This window comes from Escherichia sp. WS3227_2 (assembly GCF_046486495.1).
Classification (GTDB): Bacteria; Pseudomonadota; Gammaproteobacteria; order Enterobacterales; family Enterobacteriaceae; genus Escherichia; species Escherichia coli.
This window is the reverse complement of the sequence record NZ_JBJQLG010000024.1, coordinates 1-18,525: the sequence shown is the minus strand read 5'-3', so window position 1 is coordinate 18,525 and position 18,525 is coordinate 1. Positions and strand designations below refer to the sequence as shown.

General features: G+C 48.5%; 9 protein-coding genes and 7 pseudogenes. 12 read left to right on the top strand and 4 right to left on the bottom strand.

What is annotated here, in order from left to right; genetic code table 11:
- Position 1 precedes the first annotated feature (1 nt).
- The gene (locus ACJHXB_RS22990; protein WP_166510009.1) at positions 2-1,333 is read left to right on the top strand and encodes a GGDEF domain-containing protein; all 1,332 of its coding nucleotides are present in this window, start codon (positions 2-4) and stop codon (positions 1,331-1,333) included.
- 74 nt (positions 1,334-1,407) lie between these two features.
- Here the strand turns inward: ACJHXB_RS22990 and ACJHXB_RS22985 are convergent.
- Both ACJHXB_RS22985 and ACJHXB_RS22980 read right to left on the bottom strand, forming a co-directional pair.
- A pseudogene (locus ACJHXB_RS22985) lies at positions 1,408-2,073 on the bottom strand (type II secretion system protein GspL); the annotation flags it as partial.
- Positions 2,057-2,297, bottom strand: a pseudogene (locus ACJHXB_RS22980) (type II secretion system minor pseudopilin GspK); the annotation flags it as partial. The pseudogenes ACJHXB_RS22980 and ACJHXB_RS22985, both read right to left, overlap by 17 nt.
- Before the next feature lie 124 nt (positions 2,298-2,421).
- Between ACJHXB_RS22980 and ACJHXB_RS22975 the strand changes: the two are divergent.
- From ACJHXB_RS22975 to ACJHXB_RS22930, 10 genes and pseudogenes are all read left to right on the top strand, one after another.
- Positions 2,422-3,562 (top strand): annotated as a pseudogene (locus ACJHXB_RS22975) (IS3 family transposase).
- 496 nt (positions 3,563-4,058) lie between these two features.
- The gene (bcsA, locus tag ACJHXB_RS22970) at positions 4,059-6,164 is read left to right on the top strand and encodes a UDP-forming cellulose synthase catalytic subunit (RefSeq protein ID WP_074014783.1); all 2,106 of its coding nucleotides are present in this window, start codon (positions 4,059-4,061) and stop codon (positions 6,162-6,164) included.
- 63 nt (positions 6,165-6,227) lie between these two features.
- Positions 6,228-8,378 carry a cellulose biosynthesis cyclic di-GMP-binding regulatory protein BcsB gene (gene bcsB, locus ACJHXB_RS22965; protein ID WP_074014782.1) on the top strand — a complete coding sequence of 717 codons (2,151 nt, stop codon included), beginning with the start codon at positions 6,228-6,230 and terminating at the stop codon, positions 8,376-8,378.
- A gap of 743 nt (positions 8,379-9,121) precedes the next feature.
- On the top strand, positions 9,122-10,468 hold the full coding sequence (ltrA, locus tag ACJHXB_RS22960; RefSeq protein WP_059039599.1) for a group II intron reverse transcriptase/maturase: 1,347 nt from the start codon (positions 9,122-9,124) through the stop codon (positions 10,466-10,468).
- A gap of 186 nt (positions 10,469-10,654) precedes the next feature.
- Positions 10,655-11,161 carry an IS200/IS605 family transposase gene (tnpA, locus tag ACJHXB_RS22955; protein ID WP_370923629.1) on the top strand — a complete coding sequence of 169 codons (507 nt, stop codon included), beginning with the start codon at positions 10,655-10,657 and terminating at the stop codon, positions 11,159-11,161.
- Positions 11,162-11,400: 239 nt separating this feature from the next.
- Positions 11,401-11,526 (top strand): annotated as a pseudogene (locus ACJHXB_RS22950) (endo-1,4-D-glucanase); the annotation flags it as partial.
- Positions 11,508-14,981: a cellulose synthase complex outer membrane protein BcsC gene (gene bcsC, locus ACJHXB_RS22945; RefSeq protein WP_205590602.1), complete on the top strand. Its 3,474-nt coding sequence runs from the start codon at positions 11,508-11,510 to the stop codon at positions 14,979-14,981. The pseudogene ACJHXB_RS22950 and the gene bcsC, both read left to right, overlap by 19 nt.
- A gap of 199 nt (positions 14,982-15,180) precedes the next feature.
- Positions 15,181-15,785, top strand: a pseudogene (locus ACJHXB_RS22940) (IS1-like element IS1A family transposase); the annotation flags it as partial.
- Between the two features lie 81 nt (positions 15,786-15,866).
- A protein-coding gene (locus ACJHXB_RS22935) for an IS3 family transposase (RefSeq protein ID WP_152921225.1) occupies positions 15,867-17,095 on the top strand; the annotation gives its coding sequence in 2 pieces (ribosomal slippage) (positions 15,867-16,182 and positions 16,182-17,095; 1,230 coding nt in all).
- 7 nt (positions 17,096-17,102) lie between these two features.
- Positions 17,103-17,243: pseudogene (locus ACJHXB_RS22930) on the top strand (L-threonine dehydrogenase); the annotation flags it as partial.
- A 154-nt stretch (positions 17,244-17,397) separates the two neighbouring features.
- Here the strand turns inward: ACJHXB_RS22930 and ACJHXB_RS22925 are convergent.
- Complete coding sequence (locus tag ACJHXB_RS22925) at positions 17,398-18,132, bottom strand: helix-turn-helix domain-containing protein (RefSeq protein ID WP_000578338.1); 735 nt, start codon at positions 18,130-18,132, stop codon at positions 17,398-17,400.
- Between the two features lie 83 nt (positions 18,133-18,215).
- On the opposite strand from ACJHXB_RS22925, the pseudogene ACJHXB_RS22920 reads away from it, so the two are divergent.
- Positions 18,216-18,380: pseudogene (locus tag ACJHXB_RS22920) on the top strand (PerC family transcriptional regulator); the annotation flags it as partial.
- 48 nt (positions 18,381-18,428) lie between these two features.
- Here ACJHXB_RS22920 and ACJHXB_RS22915 read toward each other — a convergent pair.
- Positions 18,429-18,525, bottom strand: a 97-nt coding sequence (locus ACJHXB_RS22915) for an IS1 family transposase (protein WP_000851394.1), incomplete at its 5' end; no start/stop codon positions are given.

Sequence of the window (18,525 nt, the reverse complement as noted above, 5' to 3'; positions counted from 1 at the left end):
CATGTTCATGCATAAAAAAAATCTAAGGCTGGTTTTTATTCTGTTTTTTTTACTCATTTCGTCACTGGTTGTTTTTTTATACATCAGCTTTGTCAAAGAAAAACTTTCTTCATATGCCACTACATTGGTTGACTCTGGTATTTCATTATATAACACATCTGAATACAGGCGATTAATTGAAATGGATGTTATCCGTAAAGCAAATATGACAAATGAACAGTTTATTAATTTTTTTCATGAAAGTTACAGTGCGCATTCTGCACCTGATTATTTTTTTGATATAGGTCCATTCTTATTGACCCGTGGTGCTTGTATTAACGTAAAAGATAATGTTGATTTATTTTGCAATGAATTGGTTAAAAATATCATTCATATTGATGCCCCTGATATGGGGGTGGTAACTATACATAATGAAAAATACATTTATTATGCGTATCAAGCTAATATTGATTCAGTATTAATATTCTTAATGAATCCAGGGGATTTTATAAACAGACTTTCAAAGAAGATTGGCGGAAGCGAAGGGGTCTCTGTTTCGCTATATTACAAAAATAAAGAAATGGTTAAAACGCCAATTAACACTAAAAATTTAGTTTATAGCACATATAGATCTACAGAAGTCTATCCACATGTTTTAGATATGTTGATTGAGTTTGGATATTCTAAGAAGAAGTTCATCTTAACCTGTTCTTTTCTGGTGTTTGCGTCAGCGATACTGTCATTTCTTTTATACTTTTCTTGCGTATATGTTTTTAATAAATTATTAGATGATTTAAATAGTGAGAAAAAAAGCATACTTTCGAAAAGTAATTTTCATCCTCCTGTTAAAAACACCCTGTTCAGCAAGACAGAAATTATATATCTACGAGAGCTTTATCTGAACAGTTTGTATGATGAGTTAACTCGTGCCTCAACCAGAAAAAAATTTGATGCCGATATATTGTATTTGAGTGAAAATAATGGTTTTTTGTGTTTTTTTGATATTGATGGTTTTAAAAAAATTAATGACTCGCTGGGACATTTGTTTGGCGATGAAGTGTTAGTGAGAGTTGTTTGTTTGATAAAGAGTTCACTACCTGAAGAAAGCGGGAATATTTACAGACTGGGTGGCGATGAGTTTGCAATTATATACAGAAAGAGTAAAGCATGTGATTTGATTGAGATTTTGAATAAGGTGGTGTCTTTTAATGTTGGTGGTTTAGAATGCTCCTGCAGCATAGGCGTTTCAAATTCAAAAGAGTGCAATTATGATAATGTCAAGATGAAGTTGCTTGCAGACGAAAGATTATATAAAAGTAAAGAGAAAGGTAAGAAACAAATAACAATATCTTAGTTTTAACTATCTTGTGAATATTTATGTATTCATGTAACACTAAAATTGGTGATTATAAAATCACCAGTTGTTTTTAATAGGGGAGCAATCGAATTCTGCATTACACAGCGTCGATGTAAATCTTTTCCCAGTTCAGCCTGAGGGTGAAATTGCCAGTAACCGCTCAGCAAGTTCCCTTCTGGTTATCCTGATGTGGTGATGGGTGGCTGAACCGTGATCGTCAGGCGTTAGGCATCCGCGCCAGCCCATGTAGATAGCTCTTCCGGCGGCGCGATTTCGACCTCGGTCAATGAAAACGGTAAATGCTGCTCATTGAGGTATGCGCGGAACATTACCGGAGTCAACGCCCGCCCGGCGATCCATCCCCGGCATTCAGCGATTCGGCTGATAACCCGTTGCGAATATGCAGCTGGTAAATCACTACCAGTGATTGCCAGTTTTTGGTCGATTTTCAATGGGGTAAAATGGAGTTTGTCGCTATTCTGGTTCAGTTCTTCTTCCAGTAAGGCTGACAGAATAGTAGGTATCTGCTTGTGGGTGACATCAGACCGTTCAACCAGCCAGACGCTGACCCATTCGCCGGGCATGTAGCGTCAAATAGCATCGGTTTTCAGCCATTACTGGAGATGTTTATAGGTGATGTCAGGCCAGATGCCATGCACCACGCCGGGTGTACGGCACTGCCAACTTTTGAGTTCGCAGGCGAAAAGCAGAAATAAAGTCTCAACAATGGAATTCACATTCTTCTGTCTGATACCAGAGAAACGAAAGTCTTGTACTCCCATACGGACAATTAACAACTTCATCGTCAGTTCAATCTTATGCACGGTGATATCTGAACGCAGCCAGAAGTTATTGCTGTCTACGCTCAGGACGTTTTTTAGTTCGCTCATCAACGTCAGCAAGTAGCGGCTGTGCAAGAAACTGAGCGATATCTTCCCCTTTTCACCGGACGTTGTTGCAATGACACCTGAAGTAGCACACTGAATTTGGTCACCTTAACAGAGGTGATATACTCACTTCTGTGATCCTACTCGCCAATAGTACACACGGGACTAAGTGAGTACACTTTCAATCAGAGGTGACTCATGACTAAACCAGTATCAGCCAGCAAAAAGCCCCGTAAGCAACACACACCTGAATTTCGCAATGAAGCCCTGAAGCTTGCAGAACGCATCGGTGTTGCCGCCGCTGCACGCGAGCTCAACCTGTATGAATATCAGCTTTATACCTGGCGTAGAAAGCTGAAAAATTCACATTCCTCTTGCGAACGTGAGCAGGAAATATCTGTTGATATTGCCCGTCGTAAGCAGCAACTGGCGGAACGGACGAGAAACAAGCTATCCTCCAAAAGGCCGTGACATACTTCGCGAAGCGCCTGAAATGAAGTATGTCTTTATCGAAAAACATCGGGCGAGTTCAGCGTCCAAGCCATGTGCCGTGTACTGCGGGTTGCCCGCGCGGCTGGTATGCCTGGCTCCTGCGTCGCCATCAAATAAGCCCGCGCCAGCAGTTCCGGCTCATCTGTGATGCTGCTGTTTCACTGAGGCAAAACAACGTTATGGTGCGTCTCGTCTTGCTGATGAATTGCCGGAATACAATATCAAAACTATTGCTGCCAGCCTGCGTCGTCAGGGACTACGGGCGAAAGCGACCCGCAAGTTCAGTCCGGTCAGTTATTACCATGAGCACGGCTTGCCCGTGTCAGAGAATCTGCTGAAACAGGATTTTTACGCCAGCGGCCCAAACCAGAAGTGGGCAGGTGACATCACCTACTGACGTACGGATGAAGGCTGGATGTATCTGGTGGTGGTGATTGATCTGTGGTCGCGAGCTGTCATTGGCTGGTCGATGTTGCCGCGTATGACGGCACAACTTGCCTGCGATGCACTGCAAATGGCGCTTTGGCGGCGTAAATATCCGGAAAATGTCATTTTTCATACCGACCGTGGTTGCCAGTACTGTTAAGCTGATTATCAGACTTTGCTGAAACGTCATAATCTGCGGGGGAGCATGAGTGCAAAGAGCTGCTGCTATGACAATACCTGTGTTGAACGCTTCTTTCTCTCGTTGAAAGTGGAGTATATCCACGGAGAACGCTTTGCCAGCCAGGAAATAATGCGGACGACAGTGTTTAATTATATCGAGTGTGATTACAATCGCTGGTGTCGCCATAGCGCGTGCGGCGGTCTCAGCCCGGAACAATTTGAAAACCAGAACCTCGCTTAGGGCTGTGTCCATATGACGTGGGTAACATAAATTTCACAGGATGATCTTGCTGGGGTTTTATCAGGTGACGTTCCGTAAAATAATCATGATAACACATAATATTTTTACCATTTAATCATCCCATCTACATGAAACAGCTCATAAAAACACTCAATATTACCATTTATTATTTACTGTCGATTGCTTTGATATCACTTATGATGATTTTTTCATTCGTTTGGTGATATCATTTTTATATAACAAAATCATGCATTATATTTTCTGGGTGTGACATGCATTTACCGTCTACATTTCCTGTTATTTTGCTTTTAAAAAGTCATAATTTCGTAAGGTGAGAGTGCATCATTTATAGCCGTAAATACTGTTTGCGACAAACATTAACAATTTTAAAACATATCTAATCAACAGTCATGTAAATACAACCAACCTATAATCAACGACAACCTGAAAGTTTATCGCTTATAGACAAAGATATTAACAATCAAGGACAGAAAAAATGAGTTTTAAAAAAAAATTACTTTATCATAAGTTACTTGCTCTACCTATCTTAACTCTTTTTATTATTTTTTCCTCGCTAATTGAGCAACCGCTAACGTTTTATCAACAAACGTTATTTTCTTCCATTATGTGCCTCACTGTTCTACTAATCAATTTTCGTAAAGGAAAGTTTATAACGCTTTTTCTTATGGGAGTTGGTATTCTTATCTCATCTCGTTATATTTTTTGGCGAATTTCAACAACCTTAGTATGGAATAAATATCCCGATATTTTCTTCTCATTAATTTTACTGAGTGCTGAAGTCTATGCGTGGGTTGTGTTACTGCTTGGCTATTTTCAAGTTTGTTTTCCACTTGACCGCGAGATTTTACCATTACCTGCAGATCCAATACTCAGGCCATCAGTGGATATTTTTATTCCAACCTATAATGAGCCGTTGTCAGTGGTGAAAAACACTGTTTATGGTGCATTAGCGATGAACTGGCCAGAAGATAAAATCACTATCTGGTTATTAGATGACGGAGGGAGAGAAGCGTTTCGCCGTTTTGCCGAGGAAACAGGAATTCGTTATGTAGCCAGAAGCACTCATGAACACGCGAAAGCAGGAAATATTAATCATGCGTTGAAGCTGGCGAAGAGTGAATTTGTCGCTATTTTTGATTGTGACCATATTCCTTCGGTATCTTTTTTGCAGCGAACGATGGGCTGGTTTTTAGCCGATGAAAAACTGGCGATGATGCAGACACCACACCATTTTTTTTCTCCCGATCCTTTTGAAAGGAATTTAGGGAGATTTCGTCAGAAACCTAATGAAGGTCATTTATTTTATGGTTTGATTCAAAATGGTACTGATACGTGGAATGCCTCGTTCTTCTGTGGCTCTTGCGCGGTTATCCGTCGTAAACCGTTGGATGAAATTGGTGGGATTGCCGTCGAAACGGTGACAGAAGATGCGCATACATCTCTGCGTTTGCATCGTCTTGGCTACAGTTCAGCGTATTTGCGCTATCCATTAGCTGCTGGCCTTGCAACTGAAACATTATCGGCACATATCGGGCAACGCATACGTTGGGCGCGCGGCATGACCCAGATTTTACGTATCGACAACCCGTTATTGGGAAAAGGTCTGCAACTATCTCAGCGTCTGTGTTATCTCAGCAGCATGATGCATTTTTTATCAGGAGTACCACGACTAATTTTTCTTTGTGCACCACTGTGCCCCATTTTTTTCTCCGTAGGGCTTATCGATGCTACTGTCACCGATATTATGTCTTATGTTTTGCCGTATCTGTTTATTGTGGTATTGATTAATTCACGGATTCAGGGTAAGTACCGCCATTCGTTCTGGAATGAAATTTATGAGATGGTGCTGGCCTGGTATATTACGCTACCGACACTGGTGGCACTAATTTCCCCGGCGAAAGGGCGTTTTAATGTCACTGCAAAAGGTGGATTGATCGCCAATAAATATGTGGACTGGCAGATCTCATACCCATATGTTATTTTTGCTCTTTTGAATCTATGTGCTCTGATAACAGGCATTATTCAGGTTAGTGAGTTAAATGGTGAAGCGGCACTGTTAAACACAATATGTTTAATGTGGCTGGCATATAACACTATTATCATTGGCGCAACGCTGGCAGTTTCTATTGAGCAAAAGCAAGTGCGTGTTTCGCCGCGTATTGAGGTCGAGTTTAGTGGTCACTTGTTGCTAACGAATGGCACACGGCAACCTTGTTCGGTAATCGATTTTTCTGAGGGAGGATTAGGTATCACACTTCATGGTGGGGTGGATAATCAGAATATCGAAAAAAATAAACCTATGACCTTATATTTACATACTGGTGATGAGGAGTGCGCGATCCCTGTTGAAATTGTTCACGCGTTTAAAAATAAAATTGGTTTGAAAATACTGCCGATGACGCATAAACAACATATCGATTATGTACGGGCAACTTTTTCGAGAGATAATCTCTGGAGCGACTGGCATAATAGTCTTCCTGGCGACAAGATTTTAAAAAGCTTTTTGACTATTTGCTGGATTTCTCTAAAAGGTTATTACCAGTTCTTATTGTTTTTAATTTCTCCGATGAAGAAGAAATGACTATTTAATTTCTTCTGCGTTCATAAAATATCTTCACTGTAATTAGTTTTAAGATTTCTGATAATGCTAAAAAAACTGTTTTGTATCTATGCTCTGGCAATGGGAATAACATTAATGCCAGCGACAGCTTCTACACCGTCAACAGCGAGTAGCTCTTCTACTCAGGATGAAATTTCACGCGAGGTAACACTCGCTTTTGCGCAAATATCTCCATTGGGAAAAATGAAACTCAATGGGGTAAATCCGCATGGCACCATTGAGTTCGGAATGCGTAGTGATGAGGTAGCAACAAAAGCGTTGCTTAACCTTGAATATACGCCATCGCCTTCACTATTGCCTGTTCAGTCGCAACTCAAAATCTATCTCAATGATGAGTTGATGGATGTATTGCCGATTACATCGGCGCAACTGGGAAAAAAAGCCTATGCCAGTGTAACGCTTAACCCACTGTATATGAAGGACTTCAACCGTGTGCGAGTGGAGTTCGTTGGCCATTATCGACAAGTTTGTGAGAACCCGACCAACAGTAGCCTGTGGGTGGACGTTTCAGGGAATAGTGGCCTGGAGTTGCGCTGGCAAAAAATTCCCCTACAGAACGACTTAGCTTTTTTCCCGATACCGTTTTTCGATTCCCATGATGAGAGGCCCACAATTATACCGATGGTATTTGCCGGATCACCTGCCAGTGAACAGCAGCAGGCAGCCGCGATTGTTGCCTCATGGTTTGGCTCACGCTCCGCCTGGCGTGGGCAACAATTTCCTGTTCATTACAATCAGCTACCATCCAGTAATGCTATCGTTTTTGCCACTAACGATAATCGCCCGGACTTCCTCAACAATTACCCGGCAGTAGATGCACCAGTGGTCGGAATGATGACGCATCCTGCTTATCCGCAACATAAATTATTGCTGCTCCTGGGGCGTGATGATCAGGATCTACTGATGGCGGCGAAGGGGATTGCTCAGGGCAATATATTATTCCGTGGCGAAAGGGTGGTCGTTAAAGATGTCAAACAGCTGGCAGCACGAAAGCCATATGATGCGCCAAATTGGGTACGTACTGATCGTCCGGTTACGTTTGCCGAACTGAAAACCTGGGAAGGGCAGTTACAGTCCAGTGGCGTGGATTCTGCGGCAATTGATGTGGCACTGAATTTACCGCCAGATCTCTTTTTATTGCGCAACACTGGTATCGACATGCACCTTAAATATCGTTACACCGCTCCGCCGGTGGTCGATGGAGCGCAGATGGATATCAGCCTGAACAACCAGTTTCTGCAATCCGTACCCTTGAACGACCATGCACAACGTCTGGTGTTGCGTTTACCGCTATTACAAGAATTACTCGATGATCATCCAGAAGTACCCGCATCTGCGTTAAAACCAGGGGAAACTAATCGTCTGCATTTTAACTTTGAGTTTAAAAATGCACTGCCAGAACAGGCAGATAAGAGCTGTATGAATTATCGGATGATTGAGAATCATGCGGTAATTGCTGATGACTCGACGATCGATTTCTCTAAGTACCATCACTTTTTGGCAATGCCAGATTTACGGGTGTTTGCACACACGGGATTTCCGTTCAGCCGGATGGCGGATCTCTCAGAAACGCTCGTTCTGATGCCAAAAGCTCCAGACGAAGCACCGGTGTCCACGCTGTTAAATACGGTTGCGTTAATCGGAGCACACACTGGTTTTCCTGCTATCAATCTCACAATAACGGAGGATAGTCGCGCTATTGAACGCAGAGATGCTGATATTTTGCTTATTGGCGCGCTCCCGGAGAATCTGAAAGACGATAACAATATTGTACTTAAACAAACTCAGACAGTGCTTAGCTCCTCCGCTGCGATGGCAATGGTGACAGGATTTGAGTCACCGTGGCACGAAAAGCGCAGTGTTGTGGCGTTACTGGCAAAGAATGCTCAGGATTATCAGTTGCTTAATAATGCTCTGAATGACAGCGCAAAACGCGCCGGGATATCTGGCTCGTTGGCGATTATTCGTGATTCAGGCATTGAAAGCCTGCGGTCGGGCGATATTTACTATGTTGGTCATTTGCCATGGCATGAGCGGTTGCAGTATACCCTGGCGAATCATCCTGTTTTACTGGCCGTGATGGCAGCGAGTAGTGTGATGCTACTCGCCTGGGTATTGTGGCGAATACTGCGTATTATCAGCCGTCACCGTTTGAATTTGAAGCAGAAGAAATAAGATATTTCTTGGATTGGAAGCACTATTCTAGTCATCAGTTATCACTTAACCCATTACTGCTTCGCCGCCGATACAGCTTAGTTAGCGAACGTGACGGCTTCAGTAAACGTTCGCTCGTTCACATCAACAAACGGGGTGATACAGCCAACTGAGCATTTCCTCTGCCAGAGCCCCCTTTCTCTGTTCCCATAGAACAGGGATGTAAGTAAGCGTAAAGTCAGCGTGGTCTGTAATACAGATCCTTACAGACTGGTTAGAGCTCCGTCTAACTTAGACGGAGCTTTATTGTGTGCGCCGGGCATGGCGCGTAGCGCCGTGACTGGCGCTGTTCTTCAACTATGGTGGCTCAAGAACGACTAAGAGGTGAAAGTCCTTCACACACCCGGTGAGGGGAAGTTTTAGCGGAAGGCAAGGGTGTTCATCGCGAGGTGAAATCTGAAGGAAGCCGGATGCAAAATGCTGGCCTGACGAACAGGAAGCGGTTAAGGCGGCACAGCGGGGTAAGGTGGCACAAATCACCAAAGCTCGATACTCACACGGAACGCTGTGACGTACAGCCGACAGGCATAAGCAGGAAAGTCGCGCGAATTACCCCGGGATATCTGCCGCTCTGCCAGTGTGCTACCGGCGTCGTGAGGCGCCGGCATGGGGCGACAGAAGTCAGCCGACGCCGTAGTAGTGCTGCAAAACCGGCAGCGCGAAGGGCTGAACATGATTAACCGTGATTAGGACATTCGAACCCGATGATGATTAATGAAGCACAAGCGCAGGCAACTGCGGCCAGCGGCAGAGGAGACGGACGGTATTCGTCAGGGCTGCATGATGGCACTGAAACCAGCACGGCGTCGGATGGGCAAACGAAAGCGGAAGTGCCGCTGACAACGGAAGCGGTGATAACGAGAGAAAACCTGATGTTGGCATATCAGCGCGTGGTGGAGTTGAAACCGTCGCTGAAGAAGAACAGGCCCAGCGTCAGGCAGGCATTGACTGACGGAAATTACCAGCCGCGGGCCATACGCAGAATGGACATCCCGAAGCCGGATGGCGGCGTGAGAACTTTAGGCATCCCGACGGTGTTGGACAGGCTTATCCAGCAGGCGATAGCGCAGCAGTTAAGCGCCATCGTGGATAAAAGCTTCTCAGACTCCAGCTACGGCTTCCGGCCGGGGCGCAGCGCATGGCAGGCGGTGCAACAGGCACAGCGTTACATACGGAGCGGCAAATGGTGGGTGGTGGATATGGATCTGGAGAAGTTCTTTGACCGGGTGGCTCACAGACTCCTGATGACGCGTCTGGCCAGAACGATAAAGGACAGGCGGGTGCTGAGACTGATACGCCGCTACCTGAAATCGGAAATGGTTAAAGACGGGCAAAGGGAGAAACGGCAGGAGGGCATGCCGCAGGGTGGCCCGCTGTCGCCGTTACTGTCGAACATCCTGCTGGATGAACTGGATAAAGAACTGGAGCGACGTGGACACAGCTTCTGCCGCTACGCAGACGACTGCAACATCTATGTAAGCAGCCGGAAAGCGGGCGAACATCTGCTGGATGAAATCAGGGGGTTTGTGGAGAACAAACTGAAGCTGAAGGTGAATGAGAAGAAGAGCGCGGTGGCGCGCCCGTGGGAGCGGAGGTTCCTTGGGTACAGTGTGACATGGCACAAACAGGCGAAGCTGAAAATAGCCCTGACGAGCGTGAACAGGCTGAAGGAGAAAGTCCGCAGTCTGACCACGGGAAACCGGAGCAAATCAGTGAAAGCGACAATCAATGTCCTGACGCCAGTGCTGCGTGGATGGATAAGCTACTTCAGGCTGACGGAAGTTAGAGGAGTGCTGGAAGAACTGGATGGCTGGATCAAACGGAAACTGCGGTGCCTGTTGTGGCGGCAGTGGAAGAGACCGGGAACCCGGACGAAGAACCTGCAAAGAGCGGGGCTGAGTAAGGACAGGGCGATGATCTCAGCGTACAACAACCACGGGCCATGGTGGAACTCGGGGGCCAGCCATATGAATCAGGCGATAAAGAATGCGTGGTTCAGGAGGCTGGGTCTGATATCACTGCTGGAACAGCAGAGGCAGTTCCAGAGTTAACATGAACCGCCGTATGCGGAACCGCACGTACGGTGGTGTGAGAGGACGGCGGGAGTAATCCCGCCTCCTACTCGATGCACAGACCCCCCCCAGCCTAGCAGGGGGTTCCGGAAAGCTTTCAGCTTTGAGCCAGTTATTAAAACCCCTTTTGATTTGTTAAAACACCTTGCGGTCTGGCAACTGCAAGTGTCAAACAAGAAATCAAAAGGGGGGCCCAATGGGGAACGAAAAGAGCTTAGGTACACCCGATGCAACTGTAAATATCACATAGTTTTTGTGCCAAAATACCGAAGACAGGTGTTCTACAGAGAGAAGCGTAGAGCAACAGGCAGTATTTTGAGAAAGCTGTGTGAGTGGAAAAGCGTACGGATTCTGGAAGCTGAATGCTGTGCAGATTATATCCATATGCTTGTGGAGATTCCGCCCAAAATGAGCGTATCCGGCTTTATGGGATATCTGAAAGGGAAAAGCAGTCTGATGCTTTACGAGCAGTTTGGTTATTTGAAATTCAAATACAGGAACAGGGCGTTCTGGTGCAGAGGGTACTACGTCGATACGGTGGGTAAGAACAGTAGGATATTTTTAAATGAGTATAAACCTCAAATGGTTAAACAGACTTCACCACCAAGAATATCTGTTGCCTGTATCGCACGGGAACACGCTGTCGTTATCAAAACAGGTGTCATCGGATGACAAGGGCATTATCTGACAATAAATCATTATCAATAAATTGGAATCATCAGCGACTCACTTATCGAAAAGTATATGTTCCACTAATTGGAGGATATCAATTTTACTGAAGAGTAGACAGAAAATGTAAATGTAGCGGGACTAAATAATTTTCTATATGCAAGTGCCCCGAACAAAAGAGAGGTGGCTACACAGTTTAAAAAATGGAGATACTTGAGCAAATGAGCAATGACTTTCCATGCAGAAATACTTATTACAATTATATACTGTCCTTATTTGGACAAGGCAGGGATCAACACGGTTTTCTCTTCTCGACAAAAGGTGAGTTATTACCTGACTGGGGCCAGGAATGCGCAAATTCACACTAAACATATTCACACTTTCCCTCGGTCTGGCCGTCATGCCGATGGTCGAGGCAGCACCAACCGCTCAGCAACAGTTGCTGGAGCAAGTTCGGTTAGGTGAAGCGACCCATCGTGAAGATCTGGTGCAACAGTCGTTATATCGGCTGGAACTTATTGATCCGAATAACCCGGACGTCGTTGCCGCCCGTTTCCGTTCTTTGTTACGTCAGGGCGATATTGATGGCGCGCAAAAACAGCTCGATCGGCTGTCGCAGTTAGCGCCGAGTTCAAATGCGTATAAATCGTCGCGGACTACGATGCTACTTTCCACGCCGGATGGTCGTCAGGCACTGCAACAGGCAAGATTGCAGGCGACTACCGGTCATGCGGAAGAAGCTGTGGCGAGTTACAACAAACTGTTCAACGGTGCGCCGCCGGAAGGTGACATTGCTGTCGAGTACTGGAGTACGGTGGCGAAAATTCCGGCTCGCCGTGGCGAAGCGATCAATCAGTTAAAACGCATCAATGCGGATGCACCAGGCAACACGGGCCTGCAAAACAATCTGGCGCTATTGCTGTTTAGTAGCGATCGGCGTGACGAAGGCTTTGCCGTTCTGGAACAAATGGCGAAATCGAACGCCGGACGCGAGGGGGCCTCTAAAATCTGGTACGGGCAGATTAAAGACATGCCCGTCAGCGATGCCAGTGTGTCGGCGCTGAAAAAATATCTTTCGATCTTTAGCGATGGCGATAGCGTGGCGGCTGCACAATCGCAACTGGCAGAACAGCAAAAACAGCTGGCCGACCCTGCTTTCCGCGCTCGTGCGCAAGGTTTAGCGGCGGTGGACTCTGGTATGGCGGGTAAAGCCATTCCCGAACTACAACAGGCAGTGCGGGCGAACCCGAAAGACAGTGAGGCTCTGGGGGCGCTGGGCCAGGCATATTCACAGAAAGGCGATCGCGCCAATGCAGTGGCGAATCTGGAAAAAGCCCTCGCACTGGACCCGCACAGCAGCAACAACGACAAATGGAACAGTCTGCTGAAAGTAAACCGCTACTGGCTGGCGATCCAGCAGGGCGATGCTGCGCTGAAAGCCAATAATCCTGACCGGGCAGAACGCCTGTTCCAGCAGGCGCGTAATGTCGATAACACCGACAGTTATGCAGTGCTGGGGCTGGGCGATGTGGCGATGGCGCGCAAAGATTACCCCGCCGCTGAACGCTATTATCAGCAGACCCTGCGGATGGACAGCGGCAACACTAACGCCGTGCGCGGGCTGGCGAATATTTATCGCCAGCAGTCGCCAGAAAAAGCTGAAGCGTTTATCGCCTCGCTCTCTGCCAGCCAGCGGCGCAGCATTGATGATATCGAACGCAGCCTGCAAAACGACCGTCTGGCACAGCAGGCAGAGGCACTGGAAAACCAGGGCAAATGGGCGCAGGCGGCAGCACTTCAGCGGCAACGACTGGCGCTGGACCCCGGCAGCGTATGGATTACTTACCGACTTTCGCAGGATCTCTGGCAGGCCGGACAACGCAGCCAGGCTGATACGTTAATGCGCAATCTGGCGCAGCAGAAGCCGAATGACCCGGAGCAGGTTTACGCTTACGGGCTGTATCTCTCTGGTCATGACCAGGACAGAGCGGCGCTGGCGCATATCAACAGCCTGCCGCGCGCGCAGTGGAACAACAATATTCAGGAGCTGGTTAATCGCCTGCAAAGCGATCAGGTGCTGGAAACCGCTAATCGCCTGCGAGAAAGCGGCAAAGAAGCTGAAGCGGAAGCGATGCTGCGCCAGCAACCGCCCTCCACGCGTATTGACCTCACGCTGGCTGACTGGGCGCAGCAGCGACGTGATTACACCGCCGCCCGCGCTGCATATCAGAATGTCCTGACGCGGGAGCCAACTAACGCCGATGCCATTCTGGGGCTGACGGAAGTGGATATTGCTGCCGGTGACACAGCGGCAGCACGTAGCCAGCTGGCGAAACTGCCCGCTACCGATAACGCCTCGCTGAACACACAGCGGCGCGTGGCGCTGGCACAGGCGCAGCTTGGAGATACCGCAGCGGCGCAGCAGACGTTTAATAAGTTGATCCCGCAGGCAAAATCTCAGCCACCGTCGATGGAAAGCGCGATGGTGCTGCGCGACGGTGCGAAGTTTGAAGCGCAGGCGGGCGATCCAAAGCAGGCGCTGGAAACCTACAAAGACGCTATGGTCGCATCCGGTGTGACTACGACGCGTCCGCAGGATAACGACACCTTTACCCGACTGACCCGTAACGACGAGAAAGATGACTGGCTGAAACGCGGCGTGCGCAGCGATGCGGCGGACCTCTATCGCCAGCAGGATCTTAACGTCACCCTTGAGCATGATTATTGGGGATCGAGCGGCACCGGTGGTTACTCCGATCTGAAAGCGCACACCACTATGTTGCAGGTGGACGCGCCGTATTCTGACGGGCGGATGTTCTTTCGCAGTGATTTCGTCAATATGAACGTCGGCAGTTTCTCCACGAATGCCGATGGCAAATGGGATGACAACTGGGGCACCTGTACATTACAGGACTGTAGCGGCAACCGCAGCCAGTCGGATTCCGGTGCCAGCGTGGCGGTCGGCTGGCGAAATGACGTCTGGAGCTGGGATATCGGCACCACGCCGATGGGCTTCAACGTGGTGGATGTGGTCGGCGGCATCAGTTACAGCGATGATATCGGGCCGCTGGGTTACACCGTTAACGCCCACCGTCGGCCCATCTCCAGTTCTTTGCTGGCCTTTGGTGGGCAAAAAGACTCTCCGAGTAATACCGGGAAAAAATGGGGCGGTGTGCGTGCGGACGGCGTGGGGCTAAGCCTGAGCTACGATAAAGGTGAAGCAAACGGCGTCTGGGCATCGCTTAGTGGCGACCAGTTAACCGGTAAAAATGTCGAAGATAACTGGCGCGTGCGCTGGATGACGGGCTATTACTATAAGGTCATTAACCAGAACAATCGCCGCGTCACAATCGGCCTGAACAACATGATCTGGCATTACGACAAAGATCTGAGTGGCTACTCACTCGGTCAGGGCGGTTACTACAGTCCGCAGGAATACCTGTCGTTTGCCATACCGGTGATGTGGCGGGAGCGCACGGAAAACTGGTCGTGGGAGCTGGGGGCGTCTGGCTCGTGGTCGCATTCACGCACCAAAACCATGCCGCGTTATCCGCTGATGAATCTGATCCCGACTGACTGGCAGGAAGAAGATGCGCGGCAATCCAACGATGGCGGCAGCAGTCAGGGCTTTGGCTATACGGCGCGGGCATTACTTGAGCGTCGCGTCACATCCAACTGGTTTGTCGGTACGGCAATTGATATCCAGCAGGCGAAAGATTACGCGCCCAGCCATTTCCTGCTCTATGTACGTTATTCCGCCGCCGGATGGCAGGGTGACATGGATTTACCGCCGCAGCCACTGAAACCTTATGCTAACGATTGATCAGTATAGGGGGCAGCACAAAGCGGCGCCCCTGCCACCCCACCCGGCATGTGGGGGCGCACTGGGCGGTTCGAGAAGTAGAGTTTATGCGAGTCAGGGAAGACTAAAACATCAAAGTAGTTGACTATAAACTTTGATATCCAGGGTGATGCTGCCAACTTACTGATTTAGTGTATGATGGTGTTTTTGAGGTGCTCCAGTGGCTTCTGTTTCTATCAGCTGTCCCTCCTGTTCAGCTACTGACGGGGTGGTGCGTAACGGCAAAAGCACCGCCGGACATCAGCGCTATCTCTGCTCTCACTGCCGTAAAACATGGCAACTGCAGTTCACTTACACCGCTTCTCAACCCGGTACGCACCAGAAAATCATTGATATGGCCATGAATGGCGTTGGATGCCGGGCAACCGCCCGCATTATGGGCGTTGGCCTCAACACGATTTTACGTCACTTAAAAAACTCAGGCCGCAGTCGGTAACCTCGCGCATACAGCCGGGCAGTGACGTCATCGTCTGCGCGGAAATGGACGAACAGTGGGGATACGTCGGGGCTAAATCGCGCCAGCGCTGGCTGTTTTACGCATATGACAGGCTCCGGAAGACGGTTGTTGCGCACGTATTCGGTGAACGCACTATGGCGACGCTGGGGCGTCTTATGAGCCTGCTGTCACCCTTTGACGTGGTGATATGGATGACGGATGGCTGGCCGCTGTATGAATCCCGCCTGAAGGGAAAGCTGCACGTAATCAGCAAGCGATATACGCAGCGAATTGAGCGGCATAACCTGAATCTGAGGCAGCACCTGGCCCCCTGAATCTCCAGACAACCAATATCACTTAAATAAGTGATAGTCTTAATACTAGTTTTTAGACTAGTCATTGGAGAGCAGATGATTGATGTCTTAGGACCGGAGAAACGCAGACGGCGTACTACACAGGAAAAGATCGCTATTGTTCAGCAGAGTTTTGAACCGGGAATGACGGTCTCCCTTGTTGCCCGGCAACACGGTGTGGCAGCCAGCCAGTTATTTCTCTGGCGCAAGCAATACCAGGAGGGAAGTCTTACTGCTGTGGCCGCAGGAGAGCAGGTCGTTCCTGCCTCTGAACTTGCTGCTGCCATGAAGCAGATTAAAGAACTCCAGCGCCTGCTCGGCAAAAAAACGATGGAAAATGAACTCCTTAAAGAAGCCGTTGAATACGGGCGTGCAAAAAAGTGGATAGCGCACGCGCCCTTATTGCCCGGGGATGGGGAGTAAGCTTAGTCAGCCGTTGTCTCCGGGTGTCGCGTGCGCAGTTGCACGTAATTCTCAGACGAACCGATGACTGGAAAGATGGTCGCCGCAGCCGTCACTCAGATGATACGGATGTGCTTCTCCGTATACACCATGTTATCGGAGAGCTGCCCACGTATGGTTATCGTCGGGTATGGGCGCTGCTTCGCAGACAGGCCGAACTTGATGGTATGCCTGCGATCAATGCCAAACGTGTTTACCGGATCATGCGCCAGAATGCGCTGTTGCTTGAGCGAAAAACCGCTGTACCGCCATCGAAACGGGCACATACTGGCAAAGTGGCCGTGAAAGAAAGCAATCAACGATGGTGCTCTGACGGGTTCGAGTTCCGCTGTGATAACGGAGAAAAACTGCGAGTCACGTTCGCGCTGGACTGCTATGACCGTGAGGCACTGCACTGGGCAGTCACTACGGGCGGCTTCGACAGTGAAACAGTACAGGACGTAATGCTGGGAGCGGTGGAACGCCGCTTCGGCAACGAGCTTCCGGCGTCTCCAGTAGAGTGGCTGACGGATAATGGTTCATGCTACCGGGCTAATGAAACACGGCAGTTTGCCCGGATGTTGGGGCTTGAACCGAAGAACACGGCGGTGCGGAGTCCGGAGAGTAACGGCATAGCAGAGAGCTTCGTGAAAACGATAAAGCGTGACTACATCAGTATCATGCCTAAACCAGACGGGTTAACGGCAGCAAAGAACCTTGCAGAGGCGTTCGAGCATTATAACGAATGGCATCCGCATAGTGCACTGGGTTATCGCTCACCACGGGAATATCTGCGGCAGCAGGCCAGTAATGGGTTAAGTGATAACAGGTGTCTGGAAATATAGGGGCAAATCCAGTCTGAAAGCCCTGAACGTCAGAGAAGAGGATATCCCTGTTCTGGCCGCTAATGCCCTGAAGGATGCATGTGGTCTGACAAACCCGATTCAGGCTACACAGGAGGAAATTGAGGCCATTTTCCGCTCAGCAATGTAAGCACAGGACCTTCACAGACGGTGAAGAACGATTAAAATATTCCGGCACATTTCCGGTGAGTGGCGATGCGTCAACAGCAATCGGGAATGACCACAGAGACACGGAAATGTGCCGTTTCCATAAAATGCCCGCCGTTCTTCAGAATAATTCAAACTCAGCATTCACTTTTATGCTGCCCGTGCTCCTGAAGCGCCAGCATCCGGTGAGGCGTGACGCCAAAACATTCCCTGAACACGCAGATAAAATAAGATGTGCTTACATAACCACACTGCGCGGCCACCCTGTTGACCGGCAGACGGGCCTGTAACAGACGGCGTGCATAGCCCATTCTCACATCCAGAAGCACTCCGGTGAACGAACATCCTTCTTCCTTCAGTTTCTTTTTCAGCTGACTTTCACTCATATACAAACGACTGCTGACATCCCGCAGCTTCCACTGGCGTGAAAGGTCAGTACAGATGATATGCCTCACTCTCCCGGCCACAGAAAGCATTCCGCCCAGCAACAAAGGAAGAAAGCCTTTTTTTGATGCAAAGACAGCAATGCAGGAAAAAAACATCTGCTCGGAAAATCCGGGATGAACAAATCCTCCCGAATTCAGATGATGCATAACGTCACGCAACAACGCAGGATGAGCAAAGGCCACTCTGATGAAACCAGAAGAAACCGTGTTGTCGGCCTCCCGGTTGCCGCCACAACTCTCCAGATATCTGCGGATGATATTTTCATCCAGCCGCACCTCAGTGATATGCGCAGCATGAGGCTGAAAATCCTCACGATCAGTATCATCAATCAGAAGCACATCTCCTGCAGAAAGGGACAGCATTTTCCCGGCAAACTGCAGGGTGAATGCCTTGTCAGCCAGTACAACAGAACAGACAAAAATCATGTTCACTCCGGAACAGAACAGGGACAAAAGTATCTTAATAACTATAACATACCGGGAAGAAAGCATGACCGACCAGAGCAGAGATGAATATGATTACTGATAAAAAAGCTGAAGAGCTCGAACAGCGGGGATTATGGCGCAGAGCCGCTGCACGCTGGCAGGAATTGCTGCTGAACTACCTGCAGGAAGATGATCGGATCTGTATCCAGAGACGGATACAGCACTGCCTGAAGCGTGCAAAAATGAAATCACAGAGAGCAACCAGCCAGGAAGAGTTCTCCTGTAATGACTCCAACTTATTGATAGTGTTTTATGTTCAGATAATGCCCGATGACTTTGTCATGCAGCTCCACCGATTTTGAGAACGACAGCGACTTCCGTCCCAGCCGTGCC

Coding starts and splice junctions, on each gene's coding strand:
- ltrA (WP_059039599.1), top strand. CDS start 9,122: ATGATGATTAATGAAGCACAAGCGCAGGCAACTGCGGCCAGCGGCAGA.
- bcsC (WP_205590602.1), top strand. CDS start 11,508: ATGCGCAAATTCACACTAAACATATTCACACTTTCCCTCGGTCTGGCC.
- ACJHXB_RS22925 (WP_000578338.1), bottom strand. CDS start 18,132: ATGATTTTTGTCTGTTCTGTTGTACTGGCTGACAAGGCATTCACCCTG.
- bcsA (WP_074014783.1), top strand. CDS start 4,059: ATGAGTTTTAAAAAAAAATTACTTTATCATAAGTTACTTGCTCTACCT.
- ACJHXB_RS22990 (WP_166510009.1), top strand. CDS start 2: ATGTTCATGCATAAAAAAAATCTAAGGCTGGTTTTTATTCTGTTTTTT.
- bcsB (WP_074014782.1), top strand. CDS start 6,228: ATGCTAAAAAAACTGTTTTGTATCTATGCTCTGGCAATGGGAATAACA.